Raw genomic sequence first — 17,620 nt, 5'->3', positions numbered from 1 at the left:
CCACTCTGCCGGCGTGCTTGCTGCCGCGGCCTGAGAGACTTTAAGAGAGTACCCCGTGAATACGCTGGATTTTGACAAGAAGCCGGAAGATACGCGCGTCGTGGTCGCCATGTCGGGCGGCGTGGATTCGTCAGTCGTGGCAGGCCTTTTGAAGCGCGAAGGCTATGACGTGATCGGGATCACGCTTCAGCTCTACGATCACGGCGCGGCCGTGCACCGGGCGGGTTCCTGCTGCGCCGGCCAGGATATCGACGACGCGCGCCGGGTCTGCGAGACGCTTGGTATTCCGCATTACGTGCTCGACTATGAGAAGCGTTTCCGCGAGACGGTGATCAATCCATTTGCCGAAGCCTATGCGATGGGCGAAACGCCGGTTCCCTGCGTTGCCTGCAACCAGACGGTCAAGTTTGCCGATCTTTTGGCGACCGCGCGCGAGCTCGGCGCCGATGCGCTGGCAACCGGCCATTACATCCGTTCGGCGCCGAACCCTACGGCGGACAATCCGGGCCGCCGTGCGCTGTTCAGGCCGATCGATGCGGACCGCGACCAGAGCTGGTTCCTGTTTGCGACCACGCAGGAGCAGATCGACTACCTGCGGTTTCCTTTGGGCGGCATGGGCAAGGCGCAGGTGCGCGAGCTGGCCGAAGACATGGGGCTGGTGGTTGCCAAGAAGGCCGACAGCCAGGATATCTGTTTCGTCCCCGCCGGCAAATATGCCGATATTATCGCCAAGGTGAAGCCGAACTCGGCTTTGGTGGGCGATATCGTCCACATGGACGGCCGCGTGCTGGGCCGCCACGAGGGGATTGTCCATTACACGATCGGTCAGCGCAAGGGTCTGGGCGTTGCGACCGGCGAGCCGCTCTACGTGGTTTATCTCGATGCCCGCTCGCGCCGCGTCATCGTCGGGCCGAAGGAAGCGCTCGATACGCACCGGGTCTATCTGCGCGACGTCAACTGGATCGGCGACGGGACGCTGCAGGATGATGCGGGCAACGGCTTTGCGTGCTTTGCCAAGGTACGCTCGACGCGCCCGCCGTCACCTGCCACGCTGCATACGGATGAGCGCGGCGTCTATGTCGATCTGGCGATCGGCGAGCAGGGCGTGGCACCCGGTCAGGCCTGCGTTCTCTATTCCGCCGAAGGTGCCGATGCGCGCGTCCACGGCGGCGGCTTCGTCGAACGGTCCGAACGGGCGGCCGATGCCGAGGCATCGTTGCGGGCGCTTCTGGCGACCCCTGTAGCCGCTTGAAAGACCGGTTTTATTCGGCCTGGAGAATGAACGAGGGATCGGGAAAATAGCGGTTCAAATCTCGCCGTTTTTCTCCCATCCTGCGCTTGACACTTCAGTGACGCGGGTTCTATAAGCCGCACATCCAAACGGATCGAGACACTCGATCCACCCTGTGGCGGGGTAGCTCAGTTGGTGAGAGCGCAGGATTCATAACCCTGAGGTCGGCAGTTCAATTCTGCCCTCCGCTACCAAATTTCCCAGATTGTCCGATTGATATTCTGCTGCTTCAAGCTCGAGATATGCGAGCGTTCGCTCGGCTGAGTTCTTCAGCACGGTCTCGTGCTAAATCCTGCAGCTGGCCAGTTTTCACAGGTAGCGGCTGTTCTGCTCGATCACTTCGCGCGCGCGGCTAACGCCTTCGCCCGCTTCATCCTGGCGAGGCGTTTCTTTGCGAGGTTGCGGCGGTGCTTGCGAGCTCTGATCTTGAGCTTGGCCTCCCGGTTCTCCAGTCTTCGCTGCAGGCGGACCTGATCGCGGAAGTGCTTGTCGTACGCAAGCGCGCGCGCGCGAACTGCGAAGAACACGGCTGCAATCAGAAGGACCAGGAAACCCAGCAGTGTTACGAGAATGGTGACCATTATTGCGATGCGAACCTTTTTGCTCGCATGAGTAATAGCTCACTTTCCGATAGGGTCAATGTCGCGAAGTTGCAGGAGTGCGCAGGCGTCCGTCGAGAGCGCACTCCTGCGCATCCCGGATCAACCGGTACGTTCGATGCGCTTTCCGGCGCTGTCGAAAAGATGAAGGTGGTGGGGCGCTGTCGTCACGGGCAGTTTCTCGCCGATCGCGATGCGGGAGCGCCCGGGGACCCGGAAGACAAGAGGGCTTCCGTCCGACGTCGCACCATGGACGTAGCTTTCTGCTCCGACCAGTTCGACGGCGATGACCTCGACCTCGGCTCTGAAAGGCGAGGAAACCTCTCCCTCGGCAATCACGATGTCTTCCGGACGAATGCCGACGGTGGCGACAGTGGAGGGAAGGCCTTCGGCCACGCTCCAGCCGCCGGCCTTGCCGAGCGTCATCAGGTTCATCGAGGGCGATCCGATGAAGGTTGCAACGAAGGTCGTTGCGGGTTTCTCGTAGAGCTCGATCGGCGTGCCGACCTGCTCGATCCGGCCGGCATTGAGGACGACGAGGCGGTCGGCGAGCGTCATCGCTTCCATCTGGTCGTGGGTGACGTAGATCGACGTCGTGGCCAAGGACCGCTGCAGACGGCGGATCTCGACCCGCATCTGCACGCGCAGTTTCGCGTCGAGGTTCGACAGCGGCTCGTCGAACAGGAAGGCTGCGGGCTTGCGCACGATCGCGCGGCCCATCGCCACACGCTGCCGCTGGCCGCCGGAAAGCTGCCGTGGCTTGCGGGCGAGGAACGGCTCGATTTCGAGTGCGCGCGCGGCCTCGGTGATGCGCCGTTCGATCTCGTCCTTCGAGGTTCCGCGGTTCTTCAGACCGTAGGCAAGGTTCTGCTTGACCGTCATGTGCGGATAGAGCGCGTAGTTCTGGAACACCATCGCGATATCGCGCTCGGCCGGTTCCATGTCGTTGACGCGCTTGCCGTTGATGATGACGTCGCCACCGGTGATGCTTTCGAGCCCGGCGACCATGCGCAGCAGCGTGGACTTGCCGCAGCCGGATGGGCCGACCAGAACGATCATCTCGCCGTCTGCGATGTCCAGTGACACGCCCTTGATGGCGTCGATATTGCCGCCATAGACCTTGCGGACGTCTTTCAGTTCAATTGTTGCCATTACTTTTCGGTCTCCACCAAACCTTTGACGAACCAGCGCTGCATGAGCACCACGACGATGACGGGAGGGATGATTGCCAGGATCGCCGTGACCATGACGTAGTTCCAAGGAGTTGATGCATCAGTGAAATCGACCATGCGGCGCAGGCCGATGATGATCGTGTTCATCTCCGCGCGGTCGGTGACGAGCAGCGGCCAGAGATACTGGGTCCAGCCGTAGATAAACAGGATGACGAACAGTGCCGCGATATTGGTCGTCGACAGCGGCAGCAGGATATCGCGCATGAAGCGGAACGGTCCGGCATTGTCGATCCGCGCCGCCTCGACCATTTCGCCGGGAATGGTGAGGAAGAACTGGCGAAACAGGAAGGTCGCCGTCGCCGATGCCATCAGCGGCAGGGTGAGGCCGGCATAGGTGTTGAGCAGGCCGAGATCGACGATTACCTTGTAGGTCGGCAGGATGCGCACTTCGACCGGCAGCATCAGGGTGATGAAGATCATCCAGAAGAAACCCATGCGGAACGGGAAGCGGAAGAAGACGATGGCGAATGCCGACAGGAAGGAGATGATGATCTTGCCGACGGCAATTGCGACCGCCACCACGAAACTGTTGAACAGCAGTCTTTCCAGACTGACGCCGACGACGCGTTCGACGCCGCCGGAGATGGACTCGCTGTAGTTCTCGACCATATGGCCGCCAGGCAGCAGCGACAGCGGTGGTCGGATGATCGCGCTCGACGTCGCCGTCGAGGCAATGAATGTGTAGTAGATGGGGAAGGCGACGATGATGATCCCAAGGATCAGCATCAGATGCGCCATCAGGCGTGCGACAGGACGGTTCTCGATCATCTGATAATTTACCCGTAATGGACGCGTCGCTCGACGAAGCGGAACTGGAAGGCGGTCAGCGCGATGACGATGACCATCAGGATCACCGACTGGGCCGCAGACGAACCGAGGTTGAGGTTCACGAAGCCGTCGTTATAGACCTTGTAGACCAGCGTTTCGGTAGCCTTTGCCGGTCCGCCGCCGGTCACCGAATGGATGATGCCGAACGTGTCGAAGAAGGCGTAGACGGTGTTGACGACCAGAAGGAAGAAGGTGGTCGGTGCAAGCAGCGGGAAGACGATCGTCCAGAACCTTCGGCTGCCTCGCGCGCCATCGATCGCGGCGGCTTCGAGCAGGGATTTCGGGATTGCCTGCAGGCCGGCGACGAAGAAAAGGAAATTGTAGCTGATCTGTTTCCAGGCGGCTGCCACCACGACCAGAGACATTGCCTGGTCGCCGTTCAGCAGCGGGTCCCATGCAATGCCGTTGCGCCGCAGGATATAGGCAAACGTGCCCATGGCCGGGTTGAACATGAACAGCCACAGCATGCCGGCAACGGCCGGCGCCACTGCGTAAGGGATGATCATCATCGTGCGGTAGAAACCCTTACCACGCACGACGGTATCGGCAGCTGTCGCCAGCAGAAGTGCGACACCCATGGAAAGCAGCGCGGTTGCCACGCTGAAGACGACGGTGACGCGGAGCGCGTGAAGATAGCTCTCGTCGGCCAGGATGGCGGAAAAGTTGGCGAAGCCGACAAAGCTGCTCTGCAGCCCGAACGGATCTTCGCGCATGGCCGACTGGTAGAGCGCCTGGCTGGCCGGCCAGAAGAAGAACACGACGGTCAGGACAATCTGCGGCGCCACCAGAAAATAGGGCAGCACCTTGTTGGGAAATACGACGCTTTGCACGGGCAGGCTCCGTTGAAATGCTGCAGGCCGCCCGCGACAGTCGCCGGGGCGGCCCTTACGCTTACCGCTTACTTGCCGATGGCTTGCTGAATGGCGGCATTGCCCCGCTGGACAGCCTTGTCGAGGGCGGCCTTGGCATCCTGCTTGCCAGCAAGCATCGATTCGAACTCTTCGTTCATGATGTCGCGGACCTGCGGCAGGTTGACGAGGCGAACGCCCTTGGAGTTCTCGGTCGGAGCCTTGCCCATCATCTGCAGCAACGGCGTTTCGCGCGCCGGGTTCTTCTCGTAGAAGCCGGATTTCTTCGTATCCTCATAGGCTGCCATCGTGACCGGCATGTAGCCGGAAACCTGGTGCAGCCTAGACTGGATCTTGGTCTGGGACAGGAAGTTGAAGAAGGTCGCGACCCCCTTGTATTCGGCATCGCTCTTGCCGCCGAAGACCCAGAGGCTGGCGCCGCCGGGGATGGTGTTCTGCGGGCGTCCCGGACCTTCTGCATAGGGCAGCTGGCCGATGCCGTATTTCAGGCCGGACTTGACGATGTCTCCCAGACCGCCGGAGGATTCGGTCAGGATGGCGCATTCGCCTGATGTGAACAACTGCTTGGCTTCAGACGTGCGGCCGCCGTAACGGAACGTGCCGTCCTTGGCGAGATCAGCGATAGCCTGGAAATGCTTGACGAAGGGTTCGGCGTTGAAGGCAAGCTTGACGTCGGTGCCGCCAAGGCCGTTTTCATTGCTGCCGTAGGAGAGGTTGTTCCACGCCGCAAAGTTTTCCGTCTGGATCCAGGTCAGCCATGTCGAGGTAAAGCCGCAGGGAGCGGCACCGCTGGTCTTGATCTTCTTGGCAGCGTCAAACACCTCGCCCCAGGTCTTCGGCGGCGTGTCGGGGTTGAGCCCGGCCTTCTCGAAGATATCCTTGTTATAATAGAGGATTGGCGAGGACGAATTGTAGGGGAAGGACAGCATCGTGCCGTCAGGCTTCGAATAGTAGGCAACGATCCCCGGCAGGTACTGGCTCTTGTCGAATTTGAAGCCGCCCTTTTCCAGAACGTCCGCAACCGGCACGATGGCGCCCTGGGCGCCCATCATGACGCCGCTGCCGGCGTCAAACACCTGCATGATGGCCGGTGGCTGCTTGGCGCGGAAGGCGGCGATGCCGGCGTTCAGCGTTTCCGGGTAGGTGCCCTTGAAGACAGGCATGACCTTGAAGTCCGACTGGCTTTCGTTGAATTCCTTGGCGAGCTGGTCGACAACCTCGTTGTTGGCGCCGGTCATGGCGTGCCACCACGAGATTTCCGTCGCGGCCATGGCGGTTGATCCCATCAGAAACGATGCGGTCGCCAGAATTGCCGAGCCTGTAATGACTTTCATGAAAATTCCTCCCTTGGCATGAATACCGGTCGAGATCCTCCAATCCCGATCGACGCACCGTGTCGATGACGGCGCATTGGCGGCGACTATGTGTTGGCGAGAGCGCCCGCGTCAACAACTGTCGTTCGCGGCGGGCCGATGGTTGTGGATAGAGAAAGCAGATGAAGCGGTGTCACTTCAGCCTTCAAAGCGGCTGACCGGCCCGAAGCGTGATCCGGGTCAGTTCGGAGGGAACACCGATCCGCAGCGCGAAACCGGGCCAAATCCCCGTGCCGTTGTTGACGTAGAGGGTCATCCCGCCGATCTGATAGCGGCCCGAAACAAAGCCGTTGTTGGCGCGTGCGACCACGCGATCAAGACCGAAAACCATACCGCCATGGGTATGTCCCGACAGCTGGAGGGCGATCCCCGATGCGGCGGCTTTCTGTGCCAACCTGGGCTGATGGTCGAGAAGAATGATCGGCGCGTCGGCGGGAGCGCCCGCAATAGCCGTATCGAGGTCCGGGGCCGGCGCTCCGTGGCCGCGTGCCGAAAGGTCCGTGACACCGACCAGCACGAGCCTGCCGCTCCCTCGCGTCAGCACCACGTGGGCATTCTGAAGCATCGTCATGTTCAAGGTTGCGAGGTGGCGCATCCAGTCCCGGTAATCGAAGAAGTATTCGTGGTTGCCAGGGATGGCATAGACCCCATCGCGCGCCCGCAGGCTTGCCAGCGATGCGACGTCGCCGCGGCGGTCTGCGACGCTTCCGTCGATAAAGTCTCCCGTGATGACGATGAGGTCCGCATCGAGCGCGTTGGTTTTCGATACGACCGCCTCGGCCCATTTCGCTGGGAACAGCCGGCTGATGTGGAGATCGGTCAGCTGGACGAGGCGATAGCCCTCGAATTCCGGCGGCAGGTTTGCGATTGCAATCTCGATGTCGTTGAGTGGCGGTACACGGATTGCCTGGCTGACACCATAGGCGGAAAGGCAGAGCGCGACGCCACCCATGGCATAACGGAGCCCGGCGGGTGCGGCGGGGAAGTGTCCGTTGAAGGGCATGATCAGGAGCGAGGCGACATCGAGTGCGATCTGGAAGACGGCCACGAAAACGATCGCGCCAAACAGGAGGTTGAACGCAATGATCAGCGGTCGCGGAAACTCCGGCGAAAAGACCGAGCCGGAGGAGAGCCGGCTGAAGAAATGGTATTGCGAGGCGATCAGCAGAAGCACCGCCACTGCCACCTTCGCCGACCAGTGCCAGGGCAGCGGCTGAATGAAGCGGAGGACGACAATCAGCCAGGGCAGTCCAAAGATGAGATGAAACATTGGGTACTTTCAGTTGCGCATGTCGACTGCGGCGCCGGTTCCGCAATCCTACCTATCCCTCGTCGATAGGGTGTGAAAGAGCCGAGCGGGCCGTGTCTGCTCGAAGTAGCGCAGATCAGTCCCGTATCTTTCCGTTTGACGGCTTGAGGCAAGTGCCATGTTCGTGGCTGCGGCTGTTTGATCCTCCCCTTGAGTCGCGGCTGGAGTTCGTTAACATGCCTGTTGGAGGAGGGGCTTCGCTTCTCGATGGAAACCGCGGAAACTGACGGTCAGACTGTGCGAAGTCATGCGCAGGCTGACTGTTTGTTCGCGCGATCGGTCGAGAAAGCGGACGTGTGATGCCGTCGTTTACGGCTGTGGCGCATCCCTCAAAGCTGGCTATCTGTTTTCCCAAAAAAAGGACGCGACCTTGGACATCAAACAGATCATCGGCGGCCAGTTGGCCGACGCCATTTCGGGCAAGACGTTCGAACGGATCAATCCCTTTACGGGCGATGTCGCGAGCCGATCGCCGGCGTCCGGCATCGAGGATGCCAAGGCAGCCGTCGCCGCAGCGCAGACCGCCTTTCCGGCATGGTCGACGACCGGTCCCGGTGCGCGTCGCGCGCTTCTCAACAAGGCGGCCGATGTTCTTGCGTCCAAGGGTGGCGAGCTCACCGAGCTGATGACCGCCGAGACCGGCGCGACCGGCGGATGGGCCGGCTTCAACGCGCATCTTGCGGCAAACATGCTGCGGGAAGCCGCGGCCATGACGACCCAGATCCAGGGCGAGATCATCCCGTCGGACAAGCCCGGAAACCTGTCGATGGCGATGCGCCAACCGGTCGGCGTCTGCCTTGGCATCGCGCCGTGGAATGCACCGATCATTCTCGGCGTGCGGGCCATCGCCATGGCGCTTGCCTGCGGTAACACGGTCATCCTCAAGGCCTCCGAAGCATGCCCCGGACTGCATGTCGCGATCGGCAAGGTGTTTATCGAGGCCGGTTTCCCGGATGGAGTCGTCAACGTCATCACCAATGCACCCGAGGATGCCGCCGTCGTTGTCGAGGCGCTGGTTTCGGCACCCGAAGTCCGCCGCGTCAACTTTACCGGTTCCACCAAGGTCGGCCGCATCATCGGCGAACTCTGCGGCCGCCATCTGAAGCCGGCGCTTCTCGAACTGGGCGGCAAGGCACCGATGCTCGTGCTTGAGGACGCCGATATCGATGCGGCCGTCAACGGCGCGATCTTCGGCTCGTTCATCAACATGGGCCAGGTCTGCATGGCGACCGAAAAGCTGATCGTCCACGACAAGATCGCCGATGAATTCGTGGCTAAACTGTCCGAGCGCGCAGCCAAGCTTCCGGCGGGCGATCCCCGCGGTCACGTCGTGCTCGGTTCGCTGGTGACAATCGGTGCCGCGGAGAAGATGGAAGAGATCATTGCCGACGCGATCGCCAAGGGGGCCAGTCTCACCGCGGGCGGCAAGCGCACCGGCAGCGTCGTGGAGGCTACGGTGCTCGATCACGTCAAGCCCGGCATGCGCATCTATGACGAGGAGTGCTTCGGTCCGGTCAAGCCGATCATCCGGGTCAAGGACGAGGAGGAGGCGATCCGGATCGCCAACGATACTGAATACGGTCTCTCGGGTTCGGTCTACAGCCGCGATATCCAGCGCGCGCTCGCCGTCGCCGGCCGGGTCCAATCGGGGATCTGCCACATCAACGGCCCCTCTGTCGCGGATGAGGCGCAGATGCCGTTCGGCGGTGTCAAGGGCTCCGGCTATGGCCGCTTCGGCGGCAGGGCGGCGATCAACGAATTCACCGATCTGCGCTGGATCACCATCGAGGATCCGCACCAGCACTATCCGTTCTAGCGCGAACGCGGCTGAAGAGGGAGGCTGGCCAATGCGGACGGTGCGCGGGGTTACCTCGTGACGTCGATCACGATCCGGCCGCGCACCTTGCCGGCGATGATCTCTTCTGCCAGTTGCGGCAGGTTGGACATCGGTTCCGTTCTGGTCATGGCGGCAAGCTTTCGGCTGTCGAGATCGCGGGCAAGGCGCGACCAGGCGGTGAGGCGCTGTTGGCGCGAGGCCATGACCGAATCGACCCCGATCAACGTGACGGCGCGCAGGATATGGGGAAGGACCGTCGCTGGCAGGTCGGGTCCGCCGGCAAGGCCGCAGGCTGCGATTGCGCAGCCCCGCATGGTCTGCGACAGGGCGTTGGCAAGCGTCGTCGAGCCGACGCTGTCGATGCCGCCGGTCCAGCGCTCCGTCTGCAGCGGGCCGCCCTTTTCGGCAAGCGTCGCGCGATCGATGAAGCTGGTGGCACCGAGCGAGGCCAGATAGTCGTGGGTTTCCGGACGCCCGGTCGAGGCTGTGACGACGTAGCCGCGCGCCGCCAGAAGCGCGATCGCCACCGAGCCGACGCCACCGGCGGCGCCGGTCACCAGGACTTCGCCCGCGCCGGGTTTGATCGAGCCCCATTTTTCAAGCGCGTCGACGCAGAGCGCCGCGGTATAGCCGGCCGTGCCGATTGCCATCGCCTGTTCCATCGTGAAGGCGTCGGGCAGCGGGATCAGCCATTCCGGTTTGACCCGCTGGTAGCGGGCATAGGCGCCCCATTCCGTTTCTGACAGGCCCCAGCCGTTCACGACCACCTTGTCGCCCGGCTTCCAATCTGGCGAGCGTGATTCGACCACGGTTCCGGCAAGATCGATGCCGCCGACCATCGGCATCCGGCGAGCGATCCGGCCCTTGCCGGTGATGGCCAGACCGTCCTTGTAGTTGACCGTCGAATAGGCAATCTCGACCAGAACGTCATTGTCAGGCAGATCGGCGAGGGAGATTTCCCGGAAGGCGCCTTTCGGCTTGCCGTCGACGGTATCGATCACCATGGCGGTAAATGTCTCGGTCATGTCCATGCCTCCCGGGCTCTTCAGGTCTTGACGAGTTGATCCTTGTCTATCCAGATCTCAATGCACTCAGGCGCGTCGGCATCGAGGACCCCACAGGTTAGGCCTGCCTGCGGGGTGCTCCGATCACGCGACGAGCGGCGTGGTCTTGCGCTCGCGAGGCCGGCCGATCCGCTTCGGCGCCTTGATCTCGACCGCCTGGGCTGTGGTCAGCGCGCCACGAACCGCATCGGAAATGGTGGTGACCACAAAGTCTGCATCGATATCCTCGGTCGCAAGCGGGCTTTCCCGCTGACCGTCAACGCCGGTGATCATGATCCCCACCCGAACCGACGGCTTCTGTCGCTTAAACCGGCGGACGGCCTGGCGGGCGTGGGCTTTGGAGCCGCCATTGAGGAAAGCGATGAGAACCGTGTCGACATCGGTCAGGTTCATCAGGCTTACCGTCTTGCCGCTCACGGCCGTGTGGTCGGCCTGAGACACGGTGGCGCCCTGAATGGCGAGAACCTGCGACAACATGGCGGCCGCGGCATCGTCGATCGCGCCTCTGCCGCCGAGGCAGAGAACGGATTTCCCTTCGCCGCTGGGCAGGTCGATTTCACCGGTGATCTGCTCTGTGACAGCGGCTTCCCCTTCGACCGGATCGTCTTCCGCTTCTTCCTCGATCGCGATCTCCGCCAGATTGCCAATCAGCGTCTGGGTGGTGGAGGCAAACAGGGCGATCTGGGCCTCGCTCATCACGCCGCGCTGCCGGTCCAGTTCACCCAGCCTGAGTGCAGGCAGTCCGACTTTTTCATAATAGTCGACGAGATACTCCTCCTCGAGAAAATCCTCCGCGTTGTCGGTCGCCTCGTTGGGATCGCCGGCAAGCAGCCTCTGGTAGAGTTTTTCCTGCGGCTGCAGAACCGGCTCGTTGCCGAGCAGCACGTCGAGAAAGCTGAACTGCGGGACGTAGCGACCGAGAACGACGAGACAGACGGTAAGGGGGGTCGACAGCATCAGTCCGACAGGCCCCCAGAGCCACGACCAGAAGATGGCCGAGACGATGATGGCGAGCGGCGAAAGGCCCGTATGGCTTCCATAGAGCCACGGTTCGACGACGTTGTTGCTGACGAGTTCGGTGACGATAAACAGTGCGGCGACCCAGGCAACCAGCGACCATCCGGGGGCAATCGCCAGTGCCAGAAACAGCGGCAGGATCATGCCGATGACCGGACCGATGTAGGGGACAAAGCGCAGGACGAGCGTCAACAGTCCCCACAGGATGGCGTTCGGAATGCCGAGCAGCCAGAGGCCGATCGAGATCGGCAAGGCATACAGCGCGTTGACGACCAACTGCATCAGCAGATATTTGCCGACGCGTTTTCCCGCGTCCTGAAGAGCCGCCGTTGTCCTGTGGAGATCGCCGAGGCCGACAAGGCGTATGAACCGGTCGCGCAGTTCCTCCCGCTCAAGCAGCATGAAAATCACGAGGACGATAACCAGACCCGCGGTTGCAAAGGGACTGATGAGTGGCAGAATGAAATTGCCGAGCGTTTCGATCGGGTTGGCGCGGGTTACGATCTCGACAGGCATCGGATCGCGACGCTTGATCTGTGGCGGCGCGTCTTCCTTGCTCTCTTCCGCGTTGTCCTGCAGTTCCGAGCCGATGCGCTCGACGACCTTGCTGAGATGTTCGAACACGCCGTTGCCGGAGCCCGCCTGGCTGAGAGAGTGCACCTTAGCGACGATGTTGCGCTGATAGGTCGGAATATTGTCCGCCAGATTGGCGACCTGTCCGGCAACGATGAAACCGAAGGCTGCAATGACAAAAAACGCGGTGGCGACGGCGAGGAGGACGGCGGCGATTCGCGGGACGTAGCGCTTGCGCAGGAAACTGACGATGGGTGCGAGCGTGAAGGTGAGAAGGAGTGCGAGCGCAAGCGGCACAAACACTTCCTGGCCGACATAGAGGATTACCGCCACGCCGATAAGAATAAGGATCGTTCGGCCCGAAAGGGTCGGCGCGCTCAGCCCGACAGGCTTGTTCGCGATCCCCGCCGCTGCGATAGCCCCTTTACTCATGTCGCTCATAGCCGTCCCCGATTGAATGCGCTGCTGCCAGAACCCAGGCATGTCAGTGTAAATGCGCTTGGAACAAAACTTATCGAGCGGTGACGCGAAAATAATTCGCGAGAGCCGTTTGCGTGTAACGCTGACGGGGAAGTTGGAAGCATTCAAGCCAAGCAAAACCGCAAGTCGTTGCGGCACGGTTTGTCCCAGAAACGATTAGCTGGACGCAAATCGCGAGAGCGAGACCTCGGCCGACCATTCGAGGTCGCTGGGGTTGTAGTGGACGTCCCGTTCGGAAAACGACAGCGGATTGAGGCCGTAGCACTCGGTCCAGCTGCCGCCCGGTTCGATGATCTTGTCGCTTCGAAGCGTTGCCCTGTAGATCAGCGAGCTGTGACCCGCCTGGCGTGCACTCAGCGTGAAGGATGTCGCGAGCAGCTGTCTGTCCGCGTTGTTGGTGAAGGTGACGGAGACGGGCGCGCCGGGTGCCTTGCATGTCTCGCCTCCGGAGCTTGCGACCACGGCGACGGATTGGTTGGTCGGCACTTTCGAGTTGATCTGTCCCGACATCAGCCAGAGGCCGACATAAAGCACAGCCAGAACGGCCACCGCCACTATCCCCGCCCGTCGCGAGTACAGGTAGAGAACCACGACGGCTGCTGCGCCTATTACCCAAATCATCGCGCACCTGTCTTTTCCGGAGTGATATCAACTCCGTATATGTAAGGATTTGGAGATTAAACCGCAACGGGAACTCCGCAAAGGCCAAGCCCTAAGCGGCCGACGGCAAGGTACCGACACGCGAGCGTGCGGGCAAATTCCTATGCGGTTTATATTTCTTAGGCTTCTGGGCCATCTCGAATCCCTATGGGGTTCCGCCGCATATTGAGGACGAGACGGATCGTGATCGTCTCCAGCCGGAGAGAGAATGACGCGTTATCAGAACGACGCCCTTCCTGGCTGACACCACGAACAACCAGGATTCCAGAACAATGATGGACCTTATTCTCGTCGCGGCGACTGTTGGCTTCTTCGGTCTCTGCTCGGTCTATACCCGCGCCTGCGACAGGCTTTGAGAGGGATGCCATGACCCTCGATTATATCCTCGGCGGCGGTGTGACCGTCTTCCTCGCCCTCTACCTCACCTATGCTCTCATTCGCCCCGAACGCTTCTGACCAAAGCTTCAGCTTGCCCGAAAGTCTCTTCCCATGACCTTCAACGGATGGCTACAGATCCTCGTCTATTGCGGGATCCTCCTTCTGCTCGTCAAACCGCTCGGGGCCTATATGACCCTTGTGTTTTCCGGCGGGCGCACCTTTCTCTCCCCCGTGTTCGGTCCGATCGAACGCGGGCTTTACGCGCTGGCCGGCACCAGCGAGCGTGAAGAGCAGCATTGGACCGCCTATGCGTTTTCCGTGCTGATGTTCAATCTTGCCGGTTTCCTGCTGCTCTACGGTATCCTGCGCCTCCAGGACGTTCTGCCGATGAACCCGGCAGGTCTCGCATCGCCCGGACCGGAATTGTCGTTCAACACCGCCGTCAGCTTTGTCGCCAATACCAACTGGCAGAGTTATGGCGGCGAAAGCACCATGTCCTATTTCAGCCAGATGACTGGGCTCGCGGTGCAGAACTTTGCCTCGGCTGCGACAGGCATGGCGATCGCCATCGGTCTCATTCGCGCGTTTTCGCGGGCATCGGGCAAGGCGATCGGCAATTTCTGGGTCGATACGACCCGCGCCACGCTCTACATCCTCCTGCCGCTCTGCGTCGTGCTGACGCTTATCTATGTCTCGCTCGGCGTTCCCCAGACGTTTTCGGCCTATGTCAATGCCACGACGCTTGAAGGCGTCCAGCAGACGATTGCGGTCGGCCCTGTCGCGTCGCAGCTTGCCATCAAGATGCTCGGCACCAATGGCGGCGGTTTCTTCAACGCCAACTCGGCGCATCCTTTCGAAAACCCCGACAACATCTCCAACATGATCCAGATGCTGTCGATCTTTGCGATCGGTGCCGCCTTTACCAACGTGTTCGGCCGGATGGTCGGCAATCAGCGCCAGGGCTGGGCGATCCTCGCCTCGATGGGCATCCTGTTTCTGGCAGGCGTCACCGTTGTCTACTGGGCAGAAGCGTCCGGAAACCCGATCATGCATACGCTCGGCTTTTCGGGCGGCAACATGGAGGGCAAGGAAGTCCGCTTCGGCGTTGTCATGTCGTCGCTGTTTGCGGTCATCACCACGGCGGCCTCCTGCGGCGCGGTCAATGCCATGCACGGCTCGTTCACGGCACTCGGCGGCCTTATCCCGCTCATCAACATGCAGCTCGGCGAAGTCATCGTCGGCGGTGTCGGCGCGGGCTTCTACGGCATCGTGCTGTTCATCATCGTCGCCGTGTTCGTGGCAGGCCTGATGGTTGGTCGTACGCCGGAATATCTGGGCAAGAAGATCGAGGGCAAGGACATGAAGATGGCGCTTCTGGCCATTCTCTGCCTGCCGCTCGCCATGCTGATCTTTACGGCTGTCGCCAGCGTGTTGCCGTCGGCGGTCGCCTCGATCGGGACTGCCGGTCCGCACGGCTTCTCCGAGATCCTCTATGCCTATACCTCGGCTGCCGCCAATAACGGCTCCGCCTTCGGGGGACTGTCCGCCAACACGCCCTGGTTCAACATCACGCTCGGCATCGGCATGCTGATGGGCCGCTTCCTGGTCATCATTCCGGCGCTGGCAATTGCCGGTTCGCTGGTCGCCAAGAAGACGGTTCCGGCGTCTGCCGGCACGTTCCCGACCGACGGCCCCCTGTTTGTCGGTCTGCTGGTCGGCACGATCATGATCGTCGGTGGCCTTACCTTCCTGCCGTCACTGGCGCTCGGTCCCGTCGTCGAGCACCTGATGATGATCGCCGGCCAGACGTTCTGAGGTCGCACCATGCGTAACCGTCAGACGCACCCCGCACAGTCACCTCCCGTCACGCCAAAGCGTGGCGGGATGGTCCCCCGCTGGTGGTGCGGATCGAACGCCATTCTCGTGATGATGACGGCAGTGCTCGCCATCGTCGCAACACTAGAAATCCTTCGTGGCTGACCTTTCCCCGGTCGCCTCCCTTTCCAAGGCTGGAGCCTCATATGAGCCAGGCAAAATCCGATAGCGCACCAAGATCCGCAAGTATCCTGGACAAGCGCATCCTCGTTCCGGCAATCGGCGGTGCTTTTACCAAGCTGAACCCGAAAACCCTCGTCAAAAACCCGGTCATGTTCGTCGTGGCCACGGTGTCTGTGCTGACCACCGTTCTGTTCCTGCGCGATCTTGCCGCCGGCAGCGACGACCTGGGCTTCTCCCTGCAGCTCAACATCTGGCTCTGGTTCACCGTCCTGTTCGCCAATTTCGCGGAAGCCGTTGCCGAAGGACGAGGCAAGGCGCAGGCGGAATCGCTGCGCAAGGCCCGCACCGAGGTCCAGGCGAAACTTCTCACCGGCAAAGAGCGGACCGACTACCAGATGGTTGCCGGCACCACCCTCAAGCTGAACGACATCGTTCTGGTTGAAGCCGGCGACATCATTCCCTCCGATGGGGAGGTGATCGAAGGCGTCGCCTCCGTCAATGAAGCTGCGATCACGGGCGAATCCGCGCCGGTCATCCGCGAATCCGGTGGTGACCGCTCGGCCGTCACAGGCGGCACGCAGGTCCTCTCCGACTGGATCCGCGTGCGCATCACGGCCGCTGCCGGCTCGACCTTTATCGACCGGATGATTTCGCTCGTCGAAGGTGCCGAACGTCAGAAGACCCCGAACGAGATCGCGCTCAACATCCTTCTCGCCGGCATGACGCTGATCTTCGTTCTGGCAACCGCGACCATTCCGGCGTTCGCCTCCTATGCCGGCGGCTCCATTCCGGTCATCGTGCTGGTCGCGCTGTTCGTGACACTGATCCCGACGACGATCGGCGCGCTGTTGTCGGCGATCGGCATTGCCGGCATGGACCGCCTGGTGCGCTTCAACGTGCTCGCCATGTCCGGCCGCGCGGTTGAGGCTGCCGGCGATGTGGATACGCTTCTGCTCGACAAGACCGGCACGATCACGCTCGGCAACCGCCAGGCGACGTCCTTCCGTCCGGTCAAGGGCGTATCGGAACAGGATCTTGCCGATGCAGCCCAACTGGCCTCGCTTGCCGACGAAACGCCTGAGGGACGTTCCGTCGTCGTGCTTGCCAAGGAAAAATACGCCATCCGCAGCCGCGACATGGCGAGCCTCAAGGCAACCTTCGTTCCGTTCACGGCACAGACCCGCATGAGCGGTGTCGATCTGGACGGAGAGCAGATCCGCAAGGGTGCCGTCGATTCCATCCTTTCCTATATCCGCCAGAATGCCGTGGCCGGTGGGCCCGTCACGCAGGACGCCGTCCTGGTGGAATGCCAGGCGATCGCCGACGAGATCGCCAAGGCCGGCGGCACGCCGCTGGCCGTTGCCCGCGGCGGAAGGTTGCTGGGCGTCATCCAGCTCAAGGATATCGTCAAGGGCGGCATTCGCGAGCGGTTTGCCGAATTGCGCCGCATGGGCATCCGCACCGTGATGATCACCGGCGACAATCCGATGACTGCGGCAGCGATTGCGGCCGAGGCAGGGGTCGACGACTTCCTCGCCCAGGCAACGCCGGAAAACAAACTGTCGCTGATCCGCGAGGAGCAGGCCAAGGGCAAGCTGGTCGCCATGTGCGGCGACGGCACCAACGATGCGCCGGCGCTCGCCCAGGCCGATGTCGGCGTGGCGATGAATACCGGCACGGTAGCGGCCCGCGAAGCCGGCAACATGGTCGATCTCGACAGCGATCCGACCAAGCTCATCGAAATCGTCGAGATCGGCAAACAGTTGCTGATGACCCGCGGCGCGCTCACGACGTTCTCGATCGCCAACGACATCGCCAAGTATTTTGCGATCATTCCGGCCATGTTCCTGGCCTTCTATCCGCAGCTCGGCGTTCTCAACGTGATGGGACTGGCGACACCGCAAAGCGCCATCCTGTCGGCGATCATCTTCAACGCGCTGATCATCGTTGCCCTGATCCCGCTGTCGCTGCGCGGCGTCAAATACCGCGCCGTCGGTGCCGGCGCTCTGCTGTCGCGCAACCTGCTGATCTACGGCCTCGGCGGTATCATCCTTCCCTTCTTTGCCATCAAGGCGATCGACATGGTCATCACGACCATCGGTCTTGCCTAAG

General features: G+C 61.7%; 15 protein-coding genes and 1 tRNA gene. 7 read left to right on the top strand and 9 right to left on the bottom strand.

Features of this window, described 5'->3' with window-relative positions:
* The first annotated feature begins 55 nt into the window (after positions 1–55).
* Entirely contained in the window at positions 56–1,252 is a 1,197-nt protein-coding gene (gene mnmA, locus ACQY1P_RS18240) for a tRNA 2-thiouridine(34) synthase MnmA (protein ID WP_062460702.1), read from the top strand.
* Positions 1,253–1,408: 156 nt separating this feature from the next.
* Positions 1,409–1,485, top strand: a tRNA-Met gene (locus tag ACQY1P_RS18235).
* Between the two features lie 141 nt (positions 1,486–1,626).
* On the opposite strand, the gene ACQY1P_RS18230 is transcribed toward ACQY1P_RS18235, so the two are convergent.
* The 6 genes from ACQY1P_RS18230 to ACQY1P_RS18205 all read right to left on the bottom strand — a co-directional run bounded on the left by ACQY1P_RS18230 (position 1,627) and on the right by ACQY1P_RS18205 (position 7,462).
* On the bottom strand, positions 1,627–1,872 hold the full coding sequence (locus ACQY1P_RS18230) for a hypothetical protein (RefSeq protein ID WP_062460699.1): 246 nt from the start codon (positions 1,870–1,872) through the stop codon (positions 1,627–1,629).
* Positions 1,873–1,992: 120 nt separating this feature from the next.
* Positions 1,993–3,042 carry a sn-glycerol-3-phosphate import ATP-binding protein UgpC gene (locus tag ACQY1P_RS18225; protein WP_062460696.1) on the bottom strand — a complete coding sequence of 350 codons (1,050 nt, stop codon included), beginning with the start codon at positions 3,040–3,042 and terminating at the stop codon, positions 1,993–1,995.
* Positions 3,042–3,890 (bottom strand): sn-glycerol-3-phosphate ABC transporter permease UgpE, encoded by an 849-nt coding sequence (ugpE, locus tag ACQY1P_RS18220; protein ID WP_062460693.1) that lies wholly within the window; start codon positions 3,888–3,890, stop codon positions 3,042–3,044. The genes ACQY1P_RS18225 and ugpE overlap by 1 nt, the downstream gene beginning before the upstream one ends.
* A gap of 8 nt (positions 3,891–3,898) precedes the next feature.
* Positions 3,899–4,780: a sn-glycerol-3-phosphate ABC transporter permease UgpA gene (gene ugpA, locus ACQY1P_RS18215; RefSeq protein WP_062460690.1), complete on the bottom strand. Its 882-nt coding sequence runs from the start codon at positions 4,778–4,780 to the stop codon at positions 3,899–3,901.
* A gap of 68 nt (positions 4,781–4,848) precedes the next feature.
* Positions 4,849–6,153 carry a sn-glycerol-3-phosphate ABC transporter substrate-binding protein UgpB gene (ugpB, locus tag ACQY1P_RS18210; protein ID WP_062460687.1) on the bottom strand — a complete coding sequence of 435 codons (1,305 nt, stop codon included), beginning with the start codon at positions 6,151–6,153 and terminating at the stop codon, positions 4,849–4,851.
* A 184-nt stretch (positions 6,154–6,337) separates the two neighbouring features.
* Complete coding sequence (locus ACQY1P_RS18205; RefSeq protein WP_430254778.1) at positions 6,338–7,462, bottom strand: metallophosphoesterase; 1,125 nt, start codon at positions 7,460–7,462, stop codon at positions 6,338–6,340.
* 409 nt (positions 7,463–7,871) lie between these two features.
* Between ACQY1P_RS18205 and ACQY1P_RS18200 the strand changes: the two genes are divergently transcribed.
* Entirely contained in the window at positions 7,872–9,317 is a 1,446-nt protein-coding gene (locus ACQY1P_RS18200; protein WP_244631411.1) for an aldehyde dehydrogenase, read from the top strand.
* 50 nt (positions 9,318–9,367) lie between these two features.
* On the opposite strand, the gene ACQY1P_RS18195 is transcribed toward ACQY1P_RS18200, so the two are convergent.
* From ACQY1P_RS18195 to ACQY1P_RS18185, 3 genes are all read right to left on the bottom strand, one after another.
* Positions 9,368–10,363, bottom strand: coding sequence for an MDR family oxidoreductase (locus tag ACQY1P_RS18195; RefSeq protein ID WP_062461830.1), 996 nt, complete (start codon positions 10,361–10,363; stop codon positions 9,368–9,370).
* Positions 10,364–10,486: 123 nt separating this feature from the next.
* A complete protein-coding gene (locus tag ACQY1P_RS18190) occupies positions 10,487–12,433 on the bottom strand; it encodes an AI-2E family transporter (protein WP_113109808.1) in 1,947 nt (648 codons plus the stop codon).
* Positions 12,434–12,628: 195 nt separating this feature from the next.
* The gene (locus tag ACQY1P_RS18185; protein WP_139283775.1) at positions 12,629–13,093 is read right to left on the bottom strand and encodes a hypothetical protein; all 465 of its coding nucleotides are present in this window, start codon (positions 13,091–13,093) and stop codon (positions 12,629–12,631) included.
* Between the two features lie 405 nt (positions 13,094–13,498).
* Between ACQY1P_RS18185 and kdpF the strand changes: the two genes are divergently transcribed.
* The 4 genes from kdpF to kdpB are packed head-to-tail and all read left to right on the top strand — an operon-like array spanning position 13,499 to position 17,619.
* Positions 13,499–13,588 (top strand): K(+)-transporting ATPase subunit F, encoded by a 90-nt coding sequence (gene kdpF / locus ACQY1P_RS18180; protein WP_062460674.1) that lies wholly within the window; start codon positions 13,499–13,501, stop codon positions 13,586–13,588.
* Between the two features lie 33 nt (positions 13,589–13,621).
* Positions 13,622–15,325, top strand: a complete 1,704-nt coding sequence (gene kdpA, locus ACQY1P_RS18175) for a potassium-transporting ATPase subunit KdpA (protein ID WP_430254775.1) — start codon at positions 13,622–13,624, stop codon at positions 15,323–15,325.
* Between the two features lie 9 nt (positions 15,326–15,334).
* A complete protein-coding gene (locus tag ACQY1P_RS18170) occupies positions 15,335–15,490 on the top strand; it encodes a hypothetical protein (RefSeq protein WP_156461899.1) in 156 nt (51 codons plus the stop codon).
* Between the two features lie 41 nt (positions 15,491–15,531).
* Positions 15,532–17,619: a potassium-transporting ATPase subunit KdpB gene (gene kdpB / locus ACQY1P_RS18165; protein ID WP_174196246.1), complete on the top strand. Its 2,088-nt coding sequence runs from the start codon at positions 15,532–15,534 to the stop codon at positions 17,617–17,619.
* Position 17,620 lies beyond the last annotated feature (1 nt).

Origin of the sequence: Neorhizobium sp. DAR64872/K0K18 (genome assembly GCF_050500175.1) — a bacterium.
In the GTDB taxonomy this organism is placed as follows: domain Bacteria; phylum Pseudomonadota; class Alphaproteobacteria; order Rhizobiales; family Rhizobiaceae; genus Neorhizobium; species Neorhizobium soli.
The sequence above is the reverse complement of the archived record's forward strand: the minus strand, read 5'-3'. Positions and strand labels throughout refer to the sequence as shown.

Coding starts and splice junctions, on each gene's coding strand:
- ACQY1P_RS18190 (WP_113109808.1), bottom strand. CDS start 12,433: ATGAGCGACATGAGTAAAGGGGCTATCGCAGCGGCGGGGATCGCGAAC.
- kdpA (WP_430254775.1), top strand. CDS start 13,622: ATGACCTTCAACGGATGGCTACAGATCCTCGTCTATTGCGGGATCCTC.
- ACQY1P_RS18195 (WP_062461830.1), bottom strand. CDS start 10,363: ATGACCGAGACATTTACCGCCATGGTGATCGATACCGTCGACGGCAAG.
- ACQY1P_RS18170 (WP_156461899.1), top strand. CDS start 15,335: ATGCGTAACCGTCAGACGCACCCCGCACAGTCACCTCCCGTCACGCCA.
- ACQY1P_RS18230 (WP_062460699.1), bottom strand. CDS start 1,872: ATGGTCACCATTCTCGTAACACTGCTGGGTTTCCTGGTCCTTCTGATT.
- ugpE (WP_062460693.1), bottom strand. CDS start 3,890: ATGATCGAGAACCGTCCTGTCGCACGCCTGATGGCGCATCTGATGCTG.
- kdpF (WP_062460674.1), top strand. CDS start 13,499: ATGACCCTCGATTATATCCTCGGCGGCGGTGTGACCGTCTTCCTCGCC.
- kdpB (WP_174196246.1), top strand. CDS start 15,532: ATGAGCCAGGCAAAATCCGATAGCGCACCAAGATCCGCAAGTATCCTG.
- ACQY1P_RS18205 (WP_430254778.1), bottom strand. CDS start 7,462: ATGTTTCATCTCATCTTTGGACTGCCCTGGCTGATTGTCGTCCTCCGC.
- ugpB (WP_062460687.1), bottom strand. CDS start 6,153: ATGAAAGTCATTACAGGCTCGGCAATTCTGGCGACCGCATCGTTTCTG.
- ACQY1P_RS18185 (WP_139283775.1), bottom strand. CDS start 13,093: ATGATTTGGGTAATAGGCGCAGCAGCCGTCGTGGTTCTCTACCTGTAC.
- ACQY1P_RS18225 (WP_062460696.1), bottom strand. CDS start 3,042: ATGGCAACAATTGAACTGAAAGACGTCCGCAAGGTCTATGGCGGCAAT.